The 16,851-nt window shown below is 40.7% G+C and carries 14 protein-coding genes and 2 pseudogenes; 6 read left to right on the forward strand and 10 right to left on the reverse strand.

All coding sequences use genetic code 11. From position 1 onward, the window contains the following. Positions 1-114: 114 nt before the first annotated feature. The 4 genes from ACSLFW_RS05880 to ACSLFW_RS05895 form a co-directional block, all read right to left on the reverse strand. Positions 115-891, reverse strand: a complete 777-nt coding sequence (locus ACSLFW_RS05880) for a CotH kinase family protein (protein ID WP_436555011.1) — start codon at positions 889-891, stop codon at positions 115-117. After that, positions 888-1,070: a hypothetical protein gene (locus ACSLFW_RS05885; protein WP_436555012.1), complete on the reverse strand. Its 183-nt coding sequence runs from the start codon at positions 1,068-1,070 to the stop codon at positions 888-890. Before ACSLFW_RS05885 ends, ACSLFW_RS05880 begins: the two co-directional genes overlap by 4 nt. 79 nt (positions 1,071-1,149) lie before the next feature. After that, positions 1,150-3,183 (reverse strand): thioredoxin domain-containing protein, encoded by a 2,034-nt coding sequence (locus tag ACSLFW_RS05890; RefSeq protein ID WP_436555013.1) that lies wholly within the window; start codon positions 3,181-3,183, stop codon positions 1,150-1,152. Between the two features lie 104 nt (positions 3,184-3,287). After that, entirely contained in the window at positions 3,288-4,082 is a 795-nt protein-coding gene (locus ACSLFW_RS05895) for a DUF2797 domain-containing protein (RefSeq protein WP_436555014.1), read from the reverse strand. A 136-nt stretch (positions 4,083-4,218) separates the two neighbouring features. On the opposite strand from ACSLFW_RS05895, the pseudogene ACSLFW_RS05900 reads away from it, so the two are divergent. The 3 genes and pseudogenes from ACSLFW_RS05900 (at position 4,219) to ACSLFW_RS05910 (ending at position 8,891) form a co-directional block, all read left to right on the forward strand. Next, positions 4,219-5,731 (forward strand): annotated as a pseudogene (locus ACSLFW_RS05900) (GH3 auxin-responsive promoter family protein). A 75-nt stretch (positions 5,732-5,806) separates the two neighbouring features. Continuing rightward, positions 5,807-5,965, forward strand: coding sequence for a hypothetical protein (locus ACSLFW_RS05905; protein WP_436555015.1), 159 nt, complete (start codon positions 5,807-5,809; stop codon positions 5,963-5,965). Positions 5,966-6,707: 742 nt separating this feature from the next. After that, positions 6,708-8,891: a TonB-dependent receptor domain-containing protein gene (locus tag ACSLFW_RS05910; protein ID WP_436555016.1), complete on the forward strand. Its 2,184-nt coding sequence runs from the start codon at positions 6,708-6,710 to the stop codon at positions 8,889-8,891. 492 nt (positions 8,892-9,383) lie between these two features. On the opposite strand, the gene clpX is transcribed toward ACSLFW_RS05910, so the two are convergent. The 6 genes from clpX to ACSLFW_RS05940 all read right to left on the reverse strand — a co-directional run bounded on the left by clpX (position 9,384) and on the right by ACSLFW_RS05940 (position 14,785). Continuing rightward, a complete protein-coding gene (gene clpX, locus ACSLFW_RS05915) occupies positions 9,384-10,616 on the reverse strand; it encodes an ATP-dependent Clp protease ATP-binding subunit ClpX (RefSeq protein WP_436555017.1) in 1,233 nt (410 codons plus the stop codon). A gap of 72 nt (positions 10,617-10,688) precedes the next feature. Then, complete coding sequence (gene clpP / locus ACSLFW_RS05920) at positions 10,689-11,363, reverse strand: ATP-dependent Clp endopeptidase proteolytic subunit ClpP (RefSeq protein WP_436555018.1); 675 nt, start codon at positions 11,361-11,363, stop codon at positions 10,689-10,691. Between the two features lie 144 nt (positions 11,364-11,507). Continuing rightward, positions 11,508-12,833, reverse strand: a complete 1,326-nt coding sequence (gene tig, locus ACSLFW_RS05925) for a trigger factor (RefSeq protein WP_436555019.1) — start codon at positions 12,831-12,833, stop codon at positions 11,508-11,510. 96 nt (positions 12,834-12,929) lie between these two features. After that, positions 12,930-13,286 (reverse strand): phage holin family protein, encoded by a 357-nt coding sequence (locus tag ACSLFW_RS05930; RefSeq protein ID WP_436555020.1) that lies wholly within the window; start codon positions 13,284-13,286, stop codon positions 12,930-12,932. A 9-nt stretch (positions 13,287-13,295) separates the two neighbouring features. Continuing rightward, complete coding sequence (locus ACSLFW_RS05935) at positions 13,296-14,057, reverse strand: alpha/beta fold hydrolase (RefSeq protein ID WP_436555021.1); 762 nt, start codon at positions 14,055-14,057, stop codon at positions 13,296-13,298. 14 nt (positions 14,058-14,071) lie between these two features. Beyond that, positions 14,072-14,785: a pyridoxine 5'-phosphate synthase gene (locus tag ACSLFW_RS05940; RefSeq protein WP_436555022.1), complete on the reverse strand. Its 714-nt coding sequence runs from the start codon at positions 14,783-14,785 to the stop codon at positions 14,072-14,074. 112 nt (positions 14,786-14,897) lie between these two features. Here ACSLFW_RS05940 and ACSLFW_RS05945 point away from each other — a divergent pair, with 112 nt between their 5' ends. The 3 genes and pseudogenes from ACSLFW_RS05945 (at position 14,898) to ACSLFW_RS05955 (ending at position 16,752) form a co-directional block, all read left to right on the forward strand. Then, positions 14,898-15,557, forward strand: coding sequence for a CBS domain-containing protein (locus ACSLFW_RS05945; protein ID WP_436555023.1), 660 nt, complete (start codon positions 14,898-14,900; stop codon positions 15,555-15,557). An 85-nt stretch (positions 15,558-15,642) separates the two neighbouring features. Then, a pseudogene (locus tag ACSLFW_RS05950) lies at positions 15,643-16,526 on the forward strand (NAD kinase). Positions 16,527-16,629: 103 nt separating this feature from the next. Further along, the gene (locus tag ACSLFW_RS05955) at positions 16,630-16,752 is read left to right on the forward strand and encodes a hypothetical protein (protein WP_436555024.1); all 123 of its coding nucleotides are present in this window, start codon (positions 16,630-16,632) and stop codon (positions 16,750-16,752) included. Positions 16,753-16,851: the final 99 nt, after the last annotated feature.

Genomic DNA, 16,851 nt, shown 5'->3' on the forward strand with positions numbered 1-16,851 from the left:
AAATTTCGCGCCTTCATTATCGCCGTTGCTGAATTGCCATACATCGTAATGGCTTCGGTCATATCCCCATAAAAATAAATCATTGCCATAGGTGAGGTTGAAATCCCAGATTGGTCAGGCTTGTATTTTTCCGTTGCGGTCTTTGTGGAAGTAGGTGCTCAACTCATATCCATCGGCGTTGCTTGCCAATTCATTCGAAATCATGAAATCGACAAAAGTAGGCACATCGATAATCGAAGGATAACCATTTGTAAAAGAAACATTATTTGTGTTCGATGTGATGGCGAGTTTGGCAAACTGATTTTGTATGTAGAAGTTCTGCTGTGAAGTCACGTTCTCCGGCTTCGGCAAATCGTGGATAAAATTCGTCTCCCAACCGGTATATGACGGCATGCTCCACGCCACCGGGTCGCCACCTGTGGTTTTATCTGCTTTTGTAATATAACCTCCCGTAACCAAAGGAATTGTATTTTGCGTATTCGTAATTTTAGTAACATCAACGCGGTTAGAATCTGCTTTTATCTTTTCCTGAAGCACGTATAAACCCACATATTCACCATTGATAACCACTTCACAATAAGCAGTTCTCGACGCATAATTGCCGATTTGACGCGAAAGATTATACGAAAGGTAATCGCGCATCAGCGAAGGGTCAAACGCAAGACTGTTCAGGATCCAGTCGTTTTCGGCAGGCATTCCGAGTAAACTTACATTGTTATTTGTACTGTTGTCAGCTTCTAAAGTTGTCAATCCGTATGGTTTTTTAGGCAACGCCTGCGAACTCGAACCGCGAATTTCTATGCTGATTCGGCCGTTATAATTCAGAAATGCCGGTGTATTTTGGTCGGTCAGGTAATTTTGTACGCCTTCGCCCTTGTAGATGATTTTCATGTCGCCGAAAATACGCGGATCATCCGAATTTCTTCCCCGTCATCGGTATTGATGATGACAATCGGAAGATTACTATTGGTGAAATTCTGCGCAGAAAGATTATGGTTTGAAAACGTAAGAAGCAACAATATTGCAAAACTCAAAGAAGTCCTGAAACGATTTGGGGAAAAATTTTTCATGGCAATGTAAAAAAATTGTTCCGCAAATGTAAAGAGAAGATTATTAGCTTTTTAAAAAAACAATAGCTTTTACCGTTTTTTAAGGATGAGAAGTCAAATCGCTGATTTTTTTAACGATTTCATCAAAATTTTCCGATGGCAATTGGCAGGTCTTGTTTTGGCAGAAATAGAACTGCGTTTTGTCTTCGTTAAAACGATTTTGCAAAAATGGCAATCCTGATTTTTCTGAATTGCCGGCAAGAATCACATTCGGATGGTATTGCAGTTGTAATTTTCTGCTGAAATCCAAAGCATCATTACCGCAAATGGCGAGCTCACAATTTTGAGGTGAAAAGTGCAGTAAAACATTCAGCCAATTAGAAAAAGCCGAAGGATAATCGACATTCGGGATGATTTTCTGCAGCATTTTTTCAACTGTATTTTCGTAAAATGAGTTATTGAAATACAATCCCAATCGTACCAGATTATCAGCCATCACAGAGTTTGAGGCGGGAATTACATTATCCTCAGTTTCATAATGCCTTACAATCAAGGCGTCGTCCAGATTTGACGTGAATGAAAAGAACATCGATTTTTCATCGTAAAAATGCGCAAAGCAATAATCTGTCAATTGTTTGGCAGCATGCAGCCATTTTTCATCAAAAGTGATTTCATACAAAGCGATAAACGCATCAATTACGAAACAATAATCCTCCAGATAACCATTAATCGTTGCTTTTCCGTTCTTATAATTATGGAATAAATTCCCTTCCGGCGACCATAATTTTTGCTGGATGAAATTGGCATTCTTCAACGCAATTTCAAGGTATTTTTTATTTTGAAAAGCACTGTAAGCGTCCACGAAGCCTTTGAGCATAATGGCATTCCACGACGTCAGGCATTTGTCATCGAGTCTGGGATAACTTCTCTTTTGCCTTGCGGTGAATAACAATTGCTCCCAGTTTCGTTTTTTTTGCTGAAGTAATTCCGCAGTGATTTTGTGTTTTTCGGCAATGCTTTGAAGTGGTTGATTTTGAATAAGAACATAATTTTCTTCTTCCCAATAACCGAAATCATTGATGTTGAAGACTTCTGAAAATAATGAGAAATCGTCTTTAATCAATTGCTGCAATGCTGCTTTTTTCCAGACGTAAAAAGCGCCTTCTTCGAGATGGTTTTCTGCGTTTAGGCTGTCTGCGTCGAGCGCGCAGAAAAATCCGCCCTCATCATTGGACAACTCACGTTCAATGAAATCCAGCGTTTTTTCAACTACTTCTTTATAAAGCTGATTTTTAGTCAATTTATAAGCATCCGAATACAACGAAACCAATTGCCCGTTGTCATACAGCATCTTTTCAAAGTGCGGCACATGCCATTTCATGTCGACAGAATAACGCGAAAATCCACCCCCAACCGTGTCAAACAATCCGCCGTAAGCCATTTTGGTAAGTGTCAGATTGACGAAATCAAGTAATTCTGAATCATTATTCTGATATGCATACCGCAAAAGGAATTTATAGTTATTCGGCATCATGAATTTCGGTGCGCGCGCCATGCCGCCAAATTCTAAATCGAAACTTTTAGTCCATTTTGCCACAAGATTTTCAAGGATTTGCGATTGCATTTCCGGATTGAAATCTTTTGTGTCAATGATATTCAGGCTTTCAATACCGCCATGCAGTTTTTCGGCATAATCGATCATCTTTTCCGGTGCCGACTGGTACAATTCCTGTAATTGCCCGAGCGTATTGATCCATTCGTTTTTGCGGAAATACGTGCCGCCCCAAATTGGTCTTCCGTCAGGAAGTGCAACAATATTCAACGGCCAGCCGCCGCGACCGGTCATGATTTGAATTGCTTTCATATAAACGGCATCTACATCAGGACGTTCTTCGCGATCGACTTTTATATTGACGAAACTGGCATTCATCACAGCCGCCGCTTCTTCATCTTCGAAAGTTTCGTGTTCCATCACATGGCACCAATGGCATGCGGAATAACCGATACTGATGATGATGAGCTTGTTGTTTTCGACAGCTTCGGCCAGTGATTCTGGATTCCAAGCTCTCCAATGCACGGGATTTTGGGCGTGTTGGAGCAGGTAAGGACTGGTTTCGAGCGAAAGTAAATTCATTTATTTAATAGGTTGTTAAACACGAATTACACAGATTTGCACAAATTAATTCGTGAGAATTCATGAAATTTGTGGCTGATAAACAAATATGTTGTGTGAATAACTCACACATTTATCTTCACAATAAAGCCTTCAAAACTACGGATATTAAAGACAGTGCCGTCTTCAAAAATCAAATACTGGCCTTTGATTCCAATTAATTTTCCTTCAAAAACCGGCGTCTTTTCAATATTAAGGCTGTTGACTTTCTTCGGATAGAACAAAACCGGATAATTGAGTTCGTAAACATCAACGTGTTCCGGATTAAAAAATTCCTTCACCTCATCCGGCAACAAACTTTCTACTTTTATTTTGTGTTGCAGCAAATCGTCAACCAAAATATCGTTGGTCAGCATTTTGCGCCAGTTGGTTTTGTCTGAAAAATGATTTTTCAGTTCGACTTCGGTGATTCCGGCGAGATATCGGTTAGGAACTTCCACAATCGAAATCGCTTTTTCAGCACCCTGGTCAATCCAGCGCGTCGGCATTTGTGTTTTTCTGGTAACACCCACTTTCACTTCGCTCGACAATGCCAGGTAAACGATGTGCGGCTGTAACTGAACACGGGTTTCATATTCCAGATCGCGGTCGGCAATGCCCAAATGCGCAGTGCTGAGTTCGGGCTTCATGATCCAGTCGCCGACTTCCGGACTTGCATAAAAGCAGTCATAGCAATGTCCCTGGCGGTAGATTTTCTTCTTTTTCGAGCAATTCAGGCATTGATATCCCAAAAAACTGAACTCGATTTTCTTGTCGAGCAACTGGTTTACATTCAGGAAACTGTTTTCAAAAACAATATAATATTGGATCGGATTGCCGAATTCGGTCTGCATTTTCGTGAGTACGCCTTCGTAAGTCATTTTAGATTTCAGAGTTTAGATTTCAGATTTTACGCACGAAACCTTGAATTGCTTTGTTTTTTTGTTACATTTGAATCAATGCAAAGATATGGTTTTACGTCATTCTAAAATCTGAAATCTAAAATCTGAAATTTCTATGCCGCTACCAATAATCAATTCCGTTGCTTCGTGGATATTGAAAAAACGAATCCACCAGATTGAATTGTTCCTCAAATATCCGAATGAGGTGCAGGAGGAATTGCTGCTGAATTTAATCAAAAGCGCGGAAAGCACGCAGATTGGCAGAAAATACGATTTTGATTCCGTCAAAACATACCAGACTTTTACCGAAAGGGTTCCTGTTTCAACTTACGAAGATTTAGAAGGATTGATCGAGCAAACGCGCAAAGGCGAACAAAATATCTTCTGGAACACGCCTGTAAAATGGTTCGCAAAATCTAGCGGAACAACCAATTCTAAAAGCAAATTCATTCCGGTAAGCTACGAAGCGCTGGAAAACTGTCATTACAAAGCAGCGAAAGATTTGCTGTGCCTTTACCTTAATAATAACGAGGATTCGCAATTGTTTACCGGGAAAAGCCTTCGACTGGGCGGAGCAAGCAATTGTATGAAGACAATAATACTTTCTTTGGCGACTTATCAGCAATTCTGATTGAAAATATGCCGATGTGGCCGAATTCAGCAGCACACCAAGCAACCGCGTTTCATTGATGAGCGATTGGGAAACCAAACTCGGCGCGATTGTCAATGAAACGCGTTACGAAAATGTTACCAGTTTTGCCGGCGTTCCATCGTGGATGATGGTTTTGCTGAATAAGATTTTAGAAGAGACCGGACGTGACAACATCTCTGAAATCTGGCCGAACGTTGAAGTTTATTTTCACGGAGGCGTAAGTTTTGACCCGTATCGGGAACAGTATAAAAAAATCCTGCAGAAAAATGATTTTCAGTATTATGAGATTTATAATGCGTCGGAAGGATTTTTTGCGATTCAGGATTTAAATGATTCGAATGATTTGCTGCTCATGCTTGATTACGGGATTTTTTATGAATTCATTCCGATGGAAACTTACGGCACTGCTGAACAAAAAGTCATCCGTCTTTCCGATGTGGAATTGAATAAAAATTACGCAATTGTCATCACGACCAATTCCGGATTATGGCGGTACCAGATTGGCGATACTGTGCGTTTTACATCATTAAATCCTTACAGGATAAGGGTTACAGGAAGGACAAAACACCATATCAATGTTTTTGGCGAAGAATTGATTATCGAAAACTCCGACAATGCTATCGCAAAAGCCTGCAAAATCACCCAAACCGAAGTCATCGATTATACCGTTGCTCCTGTTTTTATGAACGGAAAGGAAAAAGGCGCCCACGAATGGATTATCGAGTTCAGGAAAACGCCTTCTGACATGGCAATTTTTAATAAAATTCTGGATGAAACGCTACAGTCGCTCAATTCTGACTACGAAGCCAAACGTTATAATAATATGACATTAAATGCGCCCGTAATCAATGTTGCGCGTGAAAATCTTTTTTATGACTGGTTAAAAAATCAGGACAAGCTCGGCGGACAGCATAAGATTCCACGATTGTCGAATCAAAGGCATTATGTGGAGCAACTAAAGGAGCTTAGTCTTTAGTCAGATTTTCCTTAACCTACAGATTTTCAGTATTTATGGCATAGATTTTGAATTATTATAGCAAAATTTAAATCCATGAAAAAGATACTCAAATTAGCTTTACTCGCATCGGCAATCACATTGGTTTCCTGTGGAAGAAGCGGCTGGAAATGCACCAATCATTACGGGAAGACTGAAAAGCCGGGAATGAAATCTTCGCTTCCAATAAAAAAGATAAAAAAATTCGCATCCTGATTCCAAAAATTACAGGATTTTAAAGGCCGCGGATTCATAGGTTTTTCAATCTGTGAATCCGCGTTTTATTTTTAATGAACTTTCCTGAGTTCAATTTAAAGTTGTTGCGAAAATTTAAGAAAAAGTACGGCAAACCCGTAATACAACGTATCGTAAAAAATCGTATTTTACCTTCAGGGAAGGGGTCATGCATCCCTACGAAAAAAACGAAAATTTCGGTTACGGGTTTGCCGTAAAAATTGTTAAAGTTTAATTCCGTATTCACGAATGTCGTTAATGCATTTTATCGGGTAACCCCGTATTTTATTTATTTCAAAAAAAATCCCCACATTTATTGTAACATTATTTTATTTGGTGCGTCTTACTTGCAATCATCAATCACCCGAGGCGTGCCGAACTTTTGGAGCGCAGCGGAAAAAAATCAATCAACAATGAAATCATTAATCACCGCACTTATGGTGTGTCTTGGGCTTTCGTTACATGCCCAGGAATTCAGGCTTCAACAATCAGGCGAAGCCAAAAAAGACTAATCTCGAAGTTAAAACCAATCTTGAAAATGTCAGCTGCGAAACAGATGTAACCGAACGGACTTTTGTTCTCGAATACATTCAAAGCAATCAAAAAAACCTTATTGGAAATTACAAAGGAACCGGCTGCAAATTTACTTTTGAAGACGATTTAGTGCCCGGGCAATACGAATTTACCATCTCAGGAAACAATCTTGAAGAACAAAAAATCAACTTTGAGATCACCGCAAACGATACCAATCCGATTGTTTTACGAACCGGTATTATTGCTTCAAAAACTGACGCAGCTCAACGAAATACAGATTTTCGGCAATCGCCGGCAATACATCAAAGTCGAATCTGATAAAACAACTGTCAGCGTCAAAGACAATGGGATGCTCAACAGCGGCAATGCACTCGACGCCGTCAAAAGGCTTCCGGGCGTGGTGGCATCACCGGTGGGCGGATTGACGCTCAACAGCAAAAATGTCATCATTTATATCGACGGCGCGCCGAGTTCATTAACCGGAACTGACCTGCAGAATTACCTTGCCAGTCTTCCGGCAAAAGCCATTGAAAAAGTAGAATTGATCTACAATCCCGGCGCGGCTTTCGACGCGAATGCCAGCGGTTCAATCATCAATATTGTCACGGCTTCGAAGCGGATGAAAGGTGTGAATGCCAGTTTCAACATCAACTATAATTTCAATAAATACCAGAAACCGAGTCCGCAGATTTTGATGAACGGCAAAGAGAAAAACCTGAGCTGGCAAACGATGCTGGGCTATAATTATATCGATACCGATCAGATACATGGGACCGATCAGGATTTCACATCGTTCACACCAGTGAAAACACTTTCGCAGCGCAATTACACCGTTAACACTTTCCGCAATCTCTATTTTCGTTCGGGAGTGAATTATAAACTGACCGAAAAATCGAATTTGCTTTTCAATTACAATTTGAATTTGGGAAATAACCGAGGCGTTACGGAAGCTTCGACAATAGGGGAAGGCATCAATTACGAAAATAACGGCATTACGAAAGATAAAAACAATGTCCATGAGTTGAGTTTACAATACAAAACCAAACTCGACACACTTGGCCGAACGCTTGACATTACTGCTTATTCTAATTTTTTTAAGCGAAATCCAATCAATGAAGCGACTGCTTTTGAAGACAATGCCTTTAGTTACAACAATGGCAACATCAATTTCGATTTGAAGAATTATTATCTGAAATATGACTTTTCATTTCCGTTTGAAAAAATCGGTTTTGCAATCAATACAGGCGGGAAATACAACATCACGAAAGTGAATGATTTAGGAAAATACAACATCAACAGCAACAACAGCGGGATTTTTGGCTCAGGAAATTACGCTTCGGTAATCAATTTTGATTATACCGAAAACAATCTCGCTTTTTATGCAGAAGCCAGGCAGAAAGTCAAAAAGTTCAATTTTACCGCAGGTTTGCGTTATGAAAATTATGATGTCGAAAGGGCTTCGAGTACATTAACCGACAAAATAAAATACGTCAACAATAACTTTTTTCCAAGTGTGAATGTGATGTATGAAGCGACGAAAGACATCAATTTCATCGGTTCGTTTTCTAAGAAAATTGCACAACCGGGCTATAACCAAATCGACCCGAACAACAGCAATGCCTTCGATAAATACAACACTTCTGAAGGCGATATTGCTCTGAAACCAGTTTATTTCGATAATTATGAGTTGAAAATGTCAGCTTTCAATTATGTTCAGATTGGCGCGAATTATACTGTCGCAAAAGACAAAAGCATGTTCGTTTTCAGTGCTAAGGACGGCGAATTGGTAGCCAACCAGACTTCTAAATCTTTCGACAAAATCAGTACTTTCAGTGCATTTGCCAATTTCCCGATTCCGCTTGATTATTTCTTTAAGGGAAAAGAGGAATTCATGAGAAGGGTGAATACGATTGACAAGATGAATTATATTTTCATCAATATCAATTATGCAAAAAACAACATCGATGGTTTTGATTTCAAATATTCTACGAAGGGAAATTTCAATTATGCAGCGCAGGCGCAGTTGCTTTTACCTTGGAACATTACCAATACGATGAATTATTTTTACCTGCCAAAAGGGAATTGGGAAATTTACCACATCGAAAAGCCGATACAGCAATTTGACATCTCATTCAACAAAGATTTCCTGAACAAAAACCTCAAAATCGGATTGCATTGTTTTGATGTTTTCAACCAGAATGAAGTGCACGCGCTAATTGCAGGAAAAAATCTCGACACCCGATTTTACGAAAAACAGGACAGCCGGACTTTCCGGATTTCACTCACTTACAATTTCGGGAACTTAAAATTGGAAAAAGAAGAAACGAATATCAATACCGACAAAGTCAACCAGGGCGGCGGCGGATTAAAATAAAGATTACAATTTGTTTAGTTAGGTTGAAAGGCCCGTTCTGTTGCTTTGGAACGGGTTTTTTGTTTGATTTGAGACCGCTTCGCTGAAAGATGAAAGACACAAGACCGCTTCGCTGCAAGAAAAAAGATTTTAGTAAGCTGCGGATAGCACTCCGAAGATTGAAGAGAATATTCCGTAGACCTGAAATACTTGTCTGAAGATGATTTGTTATTGTCTGAAGGTCGAAATTGGAAGTCAAATGATTGTTGCGGATTGTCCGAAGTTCATTTCTGAGTCTCCGAAGTGTGTTCCGATCATTCCGAAGACCGTTCCGAGCCGTCCGAAGACCATTCCGAGCGGTTTATGCGGGTTCCCAATGGTTTTATTAGTTCGAGGAGTAAAAAAGAAAACCGCAAATTCGCCTTTTCAGCAAATTTGCGGTCAATATATCTAATCTTCTTTCTGTCTTGCAGCGAAGCGGTCTTGTTTCTAACAGCGCAGCGGTCTTGTCTCTCAAGAAGCTATCTCCAAACGCTTCAATAAATTTTTATTCAAAGTTTCCTTCGCATAATCCATGTCAATTTCGAGGATTTTTTCGTCGGAACTTGGCAAATCGTACATTGCATCGGTCAGAATCGCCTCGCATAAAGAACGCAATCCGCGGGCGCCGAGTTTGTATTCCATTGCTTTATCGACGATAAAATCGAGTGCTTCGTTGGTGATTGTAAATTCTACATCATCCATTAAAAATAACTTTTGATATTGTTTTACGAGCGCATTTTTCGGTTGTGTAAGGATGGCGCGCAAGGTTTCCTTATCCAAAGGATCCATATGTGTCAAGACCGGCAAACGGCCGATGATCTCAGGAATTAATCCGAAATCCTTGATGTCTTTCGGGATTATGTATTGCAATAAATTGTCTTTGTCGATGTTGTCGGCATTTTTAGAAGTGCTGTAACCTACTGCCTGACGGTTTAGTCTTTTGGAAATAATCCTTTCGACACCGTCGAATGCGCCGCCGGCAATGAACAAAATGTTCTGTGTATTGACTTCAACGAATTTTTGGTCCGGATGTTTTCGTCCACCTTTTGGCGGAACATTCACGACCGTTCCTTCGAGTAATTTCAATAAAGCCTGTTGTACGCCTTCACCCGAAACATCGCGCGTGATTGATGGATTGTCGCTTTTTCTGGCAATCTTGTCAATTTCGTCAATGAATACGATGCCACGTTCGGCTTTGGTGACGTCGTAATCGGCAGCTTGTAATAGACGCGTCAAAATTGATTCAACGTCTTCACCGACATAACCGGCTTCAGTCAGTACCGTTGCATCGACAATTGCCAACGGAACGTCGAGCATTTTGGCGATGGTTTTCGCGACCAATGTCTTTCCGGTTCCGGTTTGCCCTACCATGATGATGTTGCTCTTCTCGATTTCGACTTCGTCATCGAGTTGCTGCTGCATCAGCCTTTTGTAGTGATTGTAAACGGCGACAGACATTACTTTTTTGGTCTGGTCCTGTCCGATAACATATTGGTCCAGAAATGCGCGGATTTCCTTAGGTTTTTTCAGAACCAAATCGCCGACAAGCTTCGCGCTTCCGGCCGATTTCAATTCTTCCATCACGATGCCGTGCGCCTGCTCTATGCAACGGTCACAAATATGCGCGTTAATACCCGCAATCAATAAATTGGTTTCTGGCTTTTTCCTCCCGCAGAATGAACACTCTAATACTTCTTTTGCCATATTTTTCTAGTAATCAGTGGTCGGTGTTCAGTGATCAGTCTGAATACTGAACACCGAACACTGATCACTTTTTTAATTTCTTCTCAACACTTCATCAATCATGCCATATTCTTTCGCCTCGTCGGCTTTCATCCAGTAGTCGCGTTCGCTGTCTTTATGGACTTTATCAAAACTCTGCCCTGAATGGTTGGCGATGATGTGGTATAATTCTTCTTTCAGTTTCAGCATTTCGCGTAAGTTGATTTCCATATCCGTGGCAACACCTTGTGCGCCTCCCGACGGCTGGTGGATCATTACGCGTGAATGTGGCAATGCCGAACGTTTTCCGGCGGCACCGGCACACAATAGTACAGCACCCATTGAAGCTGCCATTCCGGTACAGATAGTGGCTACATCAGGTTTGATGTATTGCATAGTGTCGTAAATTCCGAGTCCTGCGTAAACGCTTCCGCCCGGAGAATTGATGTAAATCTGGATGTCTTTTGACGCATCGGCGCTTTCCAAAAATAAAAGCTGTGCCTGAACGATGTTCGCGATCTGGTCGTCGATTCCTGTTCCGAGGAAGATGATCCTGTCCATCATCAAACGGGAAAAAACGTCCAATTGCGAAACATTGAGCTGTCTTTCTTCGATAATATAAGGCGTCATATTGGTCGGCGTCATCGCGCCTACGATTTTATCAAAATACATGGCATTGACGCCCTGGTGTTTTGTAGCAAATTTTTTAAATTCCTTACCGTAATTCATAAGTAGTTTTTGTTATAGATTAAAATTAAACGTCAAAGGTTGGACTGACATTGCATCGGCAACAAAATTTATTCCAAAACCATTTAAACGATAAAAAGCGCCAGAATGACATTCTGACGCTCAAATATAATCATTTTTATCAGATTATTCTCCGTATGAAGCGGCCACAAACTCGTTGTACGTCACCACTTTTTCGTTTGAATTTACTTTCTCTTTGTAAAGGCCCAGCATTTTTTCGCTCATCACCTGGTCTGACAATCTTTTTACTTCTTCCTGGTTAGAAAGCACACGCGCCACGATGCCTTCAACATCAGCTTCTGTCGGGTTCATTTGCCCGAACTGCGCCATTTGTTTTTTGATGACTTCGGCAGTATAAGCTTTTAAATCCTCAAAAGTAATTTGAAGATTGTTCTGTGTCATGACTTTTCCTTCAATCAATTGGTAACGCAGACCGTTTTCTGACCTTTCGAATTCAACTTCAGCCTGTTCCGGCGTCAGCGGATTTTCGCCAACGGTCTGGATCCATCTTTTTAAGAACGCAGAAGGTAATTCGAATTTAGTATTTTTCAAAAGTGATTCTGTCACGTCATTCAGGAATTTCTGATTGGCCTGCACTTCGAATTGTTTCTCGGCGTCTTCCTTGATTTTCGCTTTGATATCTTCTACGGAAGAAACATTTCCTTCGCCGAAAAGTTTGTCAAACAACTCTTGGTTTAGTTCTGCAGGTTCTGTCGTATTGATTTCTTCGATGGTGAAATTTACGTCGATGTCGAGTCCGTGAACGTCGTCGTGACCTACTTTTAGATAATCCATCAATTGGTGGTCGTCAGGGAAAAGCCCTTTTGTATTCAATGTTACTACATCGCCCACTTTTTTACCTAGGAAAGCATCAGCGGCAGCTTTATTTTTGAAAATATCCAACGTAATTGTTGCTGGATTGTTGATGCCTTTTTCTTCATTGTTGAAAATTCCGGCGATATCGTCTCCTGCTTCAACGGTATCTTTCGGGATTAATTTCCCGTATTGTTTGCGGATTCTCATGACCTGATCGTCCAACATTTGGTCGTCAGCAATGATTTTGTATTTTGTTACGTTTTTGATGTCGTCAAGGTTGATGTCGAAAGTTGGCGTCAATCCCAAATCGAATTCAAATTTATAATCGTCGGCGTCCCAGTCGAAATTCTCGTCTGCTTTCGGCAGCGGATTTCCAAGAATGTCAAGCCTTTCCTGTTGCAAATATCTGTTGAGGTTTTCCTGTAAAACTTTGTTCACTTCTTCGAGCAAAATGGCTTTGCCGTATTGCTTGCGGATCATTGCCATTGGCACGCCGCCTTTTCTGAAACCTGCAATTGTCGCAGTTTTCTGGTAGTTTTTTAATAATTTTTCAACTTTCGGAGCGAAGTCGGCTTTATTGAGCTCTATTGTGATTACCGCGTTTAAGGCATCTGTATTATTTCTTGTGATGTTCATCTTTTTACGTACTAAAATTGGGTGGCAAAATTATAACTTTTTTGCAAGTCTGGCAAGCTTTTTTACCGCGAAGGCACAATGTAAAAGTGGAGTGGATTAATTTCTGTTCTGCCTTTTTTCAACCGAAGTTCCGAAAACCAAAGATTGAAAAAGCGAAACGAGAATGCTGAACAGCAGTGCGTACCAAAACGAATCGACTTTAAATCCATCCACAATTTCTGCGCACAAAAGCACCATTGCAGCGTTGATGACGAGCAGGAAAAGACCTAATGTAACGATTGTAACCGGCAAAGTCAGTAAAATCAGGATTGGTTTAACGACCGCGTTAAGTACCGCTAAAACCAGCGCGACAACGATTGACGCTAATAATCCCGGAACGTGAATACCTTTCATGAAGTTTGACAATACAGCGATGAAAAGTCCGGTAAGGATAACTTTGATGATGAATTTCATACAATAAATTTACTTTAAAAAAGCGATAGTTTTATCAAAAAAAGCCGTCGGATTTTCGGCGTGCAGCCAATGTCCTGCGTTCGCGATAATTTCAATTTTTGAATCGGGGAAATGATGTTTTATATCGGCTTCATCTTTTTCGGAAATGTAGTTGGATTTCTCGCCTTTAAGAAATAAAGTCGGTTTTTCGAAAATCGCATTTTCAGGAAGCGCCTTGCCAATGTTATCAATTTGTTCATTGAAAACCTTCAGGTTGAATCGAAAATCAAGTTGCCCCGGTTCCTTCCAATACAAACTTTTCATCAAAAACTGCCGCGTCCCGAAATCTTGAATGTGTTCTGACATCAGCGTTTCAACTGCTGCTCTTGATGGTTTTTGGGAGAAATCAACGGCGTTCAAAGCTGCCATAATATCCTGATGGTGCGGATGATAATACCTCGGCGCGATGTCGGCAACAATCAGTTTTTCAACTTTTTCAGGATGTGAAGTAGCGAAAAACATCGCGACTTTTCCACCCATCGAATGCCCGATAATATCGATGGCTTCGAGTTTATGGCTTTCGCAATATTGAATTAAATCTTCAACCATTACTTCGTAAGTGAAAATGTCAGAATGCAGGCTGCGGCCGTGGTTGCGCAAATCAAGCGCGTGCACTTCGAAACCTTGTTCAGCGTACTGGCCTGAAAGCGTTTTCCAGTTGTCGGACATGCCGAGATAGCCGTGTAGGATGAGGAGCGGTTTTCCGGTTCCTTCTATTTTTGAGTAGAGCATATTGAGTATTGAGATTACCTTAATTTATTCAGATACATATTCACGACATTATCCAGTCCCAGGGAAATCGCTTCGGAAATCAGGGCATGTCCAATCGACACTTCGAGTAAATCTGGGATGTTCTGTTTGAAAAATCGGATGTTGTCAAGACTTAAATCGTGCCCGGCGTTGATGCCCAATTCCAATTCGCTCGCCAGAATCGCAGCTTCCGTGTAAGGTTGAACTCCATCTTTATTTCCTAAACCGTATTGGTGTGCAAACGCTTCAGTATACAATTCAATCCGGTCGGTTCCGGTCGCTTTTGCACCTTCGACCATCGCCTTTACCGGATCGACAAAAATTGAAACCCGAATGTCGTTGCGATGGAATTCCTGCGTAATTTCCGTCAGAAAATCTTTGTGCTTAACAGTATCCCAACCGGCATCTGACGTAATGGCATCAACGGCGTCAGGAACAAGTGTCACTTGCGTCGGCCTGACTTCCAAAACCAAATCGACGAAACTTTTCTCGGGATTTCCTTCGATGTTGTATTCTGTATAAACAACCGATTTTAAATCGCGAGCATCCTGGTAACGGATATGGCGCTCATCAGGCCGCGGATGGATCGTGATGCCTTGCGCGCCAAACTGCTGGATGTCTTTGGCGACTTTCAATAAATCAGGGACATTGCCGCCACGGGCGTTCCTGAGTGTGGCGATTTTATTGATATTTACGCTTAATTTTGTCATTGGAATACTATTTGTACGGCTTTTGAGCCAATGCCTTACAAAAATACAAAGTTAAACAAGGTGTTTTGTGCTAAAATTTGATTATTTTGCATCACTTATGAGCCGGATTTTTATGACTATGATTACAGATTACATCAACGCCGATTTCAGACCGTTGGATGCCAGCGAAAATATTGCTGAGGTTCAGGATTTTTTTGCAGACAATAATTTTTCGCATTTTCCCGTGATCGAAGACGGAATTTATATAGGAAGTATTGCCGCAGAAGACGTTGAAGCCTTTGACTCTGATAAAACCTTATCACACTATCGCTATACTTTAGAAGGATTTTTTGCGCGGAAAAACATGATCTGGATGGATGTGCTCGAAGTTTTTGCGAGAAATCATTCTGATGTGATTCCGGTTCTGGACGAAGAGAATAAATATGTTGGTTATTATGAAATTTCTGATATCATCAAATTCTTTAATGAAACGCCGTTTTTAAAAGAACAGGGCGGTATCATCATCGTTGAAAAAAATGTCGTCGATTATTCGATGGGACAAATTATTCAAATCGTAGAAAGCAATAACGGGAAAGTTCTGGGCGCTTTCGTTTCGAATTCCGAAGTTGATACAATTCAGGTGACGGTTAAAATCGCTTTGGGCAGCATGAACGAAATTATTCAGACTTTCAGGCGATATGAATATGAAATCATCTCCGAACATCAGGAAGATATTTATTTGAATGATTTGAAAGAGCGTTCGGATTATCTCGATAAATACCTTAATATATAATGAGATAATGTGTCAATTAGAAAATTAGATAATGTGCGCACAATCTATAAATTATCTAATTATCTAATTATCTAATTTTCAAATTATGAAAGTAGCCATTTACGGACAATATTACCAAAACAGCACCGAACCGATTATCCGGGATATTTTTGTTTTCTTCAACGATAATCATGTTGAAATGGTGATTGAGGCTGATTTCCTGAAAATGCTTTACGAGAAACAGCTCGTTAAAAAAGACTACAATACTTTTTCTTCCTATAAAGAACTCGACAGCAGTTTCGATATGCTCATCAGCATCGGCGGCGACGGAACGATTTTGCGTGCGGCGACTTTGGTGCGCAATTTCGAAATCCCGATTTTAGGGATTAATGCCGGAAGATTGGGATTTCTGGCTTCCGTACAAAAGAAAATATCGCAGAATTTCTGCAGATGGCTGTCGATAAAAAATACAAAATCTCATCGCGTTCGCTGTTAAGCCTTGACATTACGCCTGATAATCCCGGAATCGAAGACATCAATTTTGCGATGAATGAAATTTCGGTAAGCCGGAAAGACACGACTTCGATGATTACAATCGATACGTATCTCAACGACGAATTCCTGAATTCTTATTGGGCAGACGGACTGATCATTTCAACGCCGACGGGTTCTACCGGTTATTCGATGAGTTGCGGCGGGCCGATTTTGACGCCGGAAGTCCAGAGTTTGGTGATTACGCCAATTGCACCGCATAATCTCAATGCGAGGCCATTGGTAATTCCGGATGATACGGAAATCAGGCTTAAAGTTACCGGAAGGGAGGAGCAATATTTGGTTTCACTTGACTCTCGAATTACTTCGATTACAAATGAATCGGTGCTTACGATTAAAAAGACGCCATTCAAGATTAACATGGTTGAAATTACCGATGAGACTTTCCTGAAAACGCTCCGCAATAAATTACTTTGGGGAGAAGATAAGAGGAATTAGACCAGTTGGAGACCGCTGCGCTGTTAGAGTCAAGACCGCTTCGCTGAAAGACTAAAAAGGCTGATCTGCGATTTTATTTTTTAGTCTATTAATAGCAAAACCATTGGGAAGCCGCGAAAAACCGCTCGGAATGGTCTTCGGACGACCCGGAACGGTCTTCGGACTTATCGGGATGGTCTTCGGAATATCAGGAATGATTTTCGGACAATCCGGAATGGTTATCTGACATTCAGTTTCATCCTTCAAACGACAAAAAACAATCATCTGACAGCTATTTCCGGTCAACGGAACATTCGCTTTAATCTTCAAACAAGTATCGCAATAT

Source organism: Flavobacterium sp. 3HN19-14, assembly GCF_051373205.1.
Classification (GTDB): domain Bacteria; phylum Bacteroidota; class Bacteroidia; order Flavobacteriales; family Flavobacteriaceae; genus Flavobacterium.

Excerpts from the sequence above, each read along its gene's own strand:
- ACSLFW_RS05940 (WP_436555022.1), bottom strand. The coding sequence starts at position 14,785 with ATGACAAAATTAAGCGTAAATATCAATAAAATCGCCACACTCAGGAAC.
- ACSLFW_RS05890 (WP_436555013.1), bottom strand. The coding sequence starts at position 3,183 with ATGAATTTACTTTCGCTCGAAACCAGTCCTTACCTGCTCCAACACGCC.
- ACSLFW_RS05885 (WP_436555012.1), bottom strand. The coding sequence starts at position 1,070 with ATGAAAAATTTTTCCCCAAATCGTTTCAGGACTTCTTTGAGTTTTGCA.
- ACSLFW_RS05880 (WP_436555011.1), bottom strand. The coding sequence starts at position 891 with ATGAAAATCATCTACAAGGGCGAAGGCGTACAAAATTACCTGACCGAC.
- ACSLFW_RS05935 (WP_436555021.1), bottom strand. The coding sequence starts at position 14,057 with ATGCTCTACTCAAAAATAGAAGGAACCGGAAAACCGCTCCTCATCCTA.
- clpP (WP_436555018.1), bottom strand. The coding sequence starts at position 11,363 with ATGAATTACGGTAAGGAATTTAAAAAATTTGCTACAAAACACCAGGGC.
- clpX (WP_436555017.1), bottom strand. The coding sequence starts at position 10,616 with ATGGCAAAAGAAGTATTAGAGTGTTCATTCTGCGGGAGGAAAAAGCCA.
- ACSLFW_RS05905 (WP_436555015.1), top strand. The coding sequence starts at position 5,807 with ATGAAAAAGATACTCAAATTAGCTTTACTCGCATCGGCAATCACATTG.
- tig (WP_436555019.1), bottom strand. The coding sequence starts at position 12,833 with ATGAACATCACAAGAAATAATACAGATGCCTTAAACGCGGTAATCACA.
- ACSLFW_RS05930 (WP_436555020.1), bottom strand. The coding sequence starts at position 13,286 with ATGAAATTCATCATCAAAGTTATCCTTACCGGACTTTTCATCGCTGTA.
- ACSLFW_RS05895 (WP_436555014.1), bottom strand. The coding sequence starts at position 4,082 with ATGACTTACGAAGGCGTACTCACGAAAATGCAGACCGAATTCGGCAAT.
- ACSLFW_RS05945 (WP_436555023.1), top strand. The coding sequence starts at position 14,898 with ATGACTATGATTACAGATTACATCAACGCCGATTTCAGACCGTTGGAT.